Origin of the sequence: Streptomyces sp. NPDC013455, from assembly GCF_040632975.1 — a bacterium.
Lineage (GTDB): Bacteria > Actinomycetota > Actinomycetes > Streptomycetales > Streptomycetaceae > Streptomyces.
Genome location: NZ_JBEYCX010000089.1, coordinates 1 through 1047, shown reverse-complemented (window position 1 = coordinate 1047; position 1047 = coordinate 1). Strand labels below are relative to the sequence as shown.

Here is a 1047-nt window from a genome sequence, read left to right as displayed (position 1 = left end):
AACTCGAAAACCGAGACATCGAAGTTGAAGGACGTGGACACCAGCACCCTGCGGAAGTCCTCACCCGAGAACTCCGCCACAGCCCAACCCAACAATCCCGCCACCGACCGGTGCTCGACCACCACACCCTTCGGCCGCCCGGTCGAACCCGACGTGTAGATCACATACGCCGGATGCTCCGGCCGGATCACCACCCCCAGCGGACCATCCTCAACACCAGCCAGATCGACCTCATCCAGCACCACCACAGCAGCGCCCGACGACGGCACCACCGCCACAGTGCCCGTCGAGACCAGCACCACCACCGGCTTCGCGTCGCCGAGCATGTACGCGATCCGCTCCGCCGGATAACCCGGGTCGATCGGCAGATACGCGCCGCCGGCCTTCAGCACCGCCAGCAGCGCCACCACCGACTCGACACCGCGCTCCAGACACACCCCCACCAGCGACTCCGGGCCCACACCCTTCGCGACCAGGTGACGGGCCAACCGGTTCGCCCGGGCATCGAGTTCTGCGTACGACACCTCCACACCGCCCGAGACCACCGCGACCGCCTCCGGCGTCCGCGCTACCTGCGCCTCGAACAGCTCCGGAACGGAACCGGAAACCACCTCGGCAGCCGTGTCGTTCCACTCCGTCAGCACCTGGCTCAGCCCGGCATCGTCCATCACCTGGACCGCGCTCAGCGGCACGTCCCCGTCGTGGTCGAGAGCCGATTCGAGCGCGGAGACCAGGTTCCGCGCGGCGGTGCGCACGTACTCGCCCACCACGCAGGGGTCGATCGGCGCCACCGCGTCCACGGCCAGCGTGAACAGGTCGCCGTTGTCGTTGACCGAGACCATCAGCGGGAAGTTGGTGCGCTCCCGCGTGAACACGGCCCGCATGCCGTCCATGCCCTCGTGGCGCGGCTTGTCCGCGCCATCCTCGGCGCTGCGGCCCGGGTTGTGCCGGAAGTTGAACAGGGCGGTGAACAGTGGGGTGTCACCGGTGACGCCGCTGGCCCGCTGTGCCACGACCAGCGGCGCGTGTTCGTGTTCCAGGAGCGCG

The 1047-nt window shown here is 68.8% G+C and carries 1 protein-coding gene; it reads right to left on the bottom strand.

Going from position 1 to position 1047, the window contains the following annotated elements:
- The coding region (locus ABZ576_RS34430; RefSeq protein ID WP_360750093.1) for an AMP-binding protein at window positions 1-1047 on the bottom strand (1047 nt) is incomplete at both ends.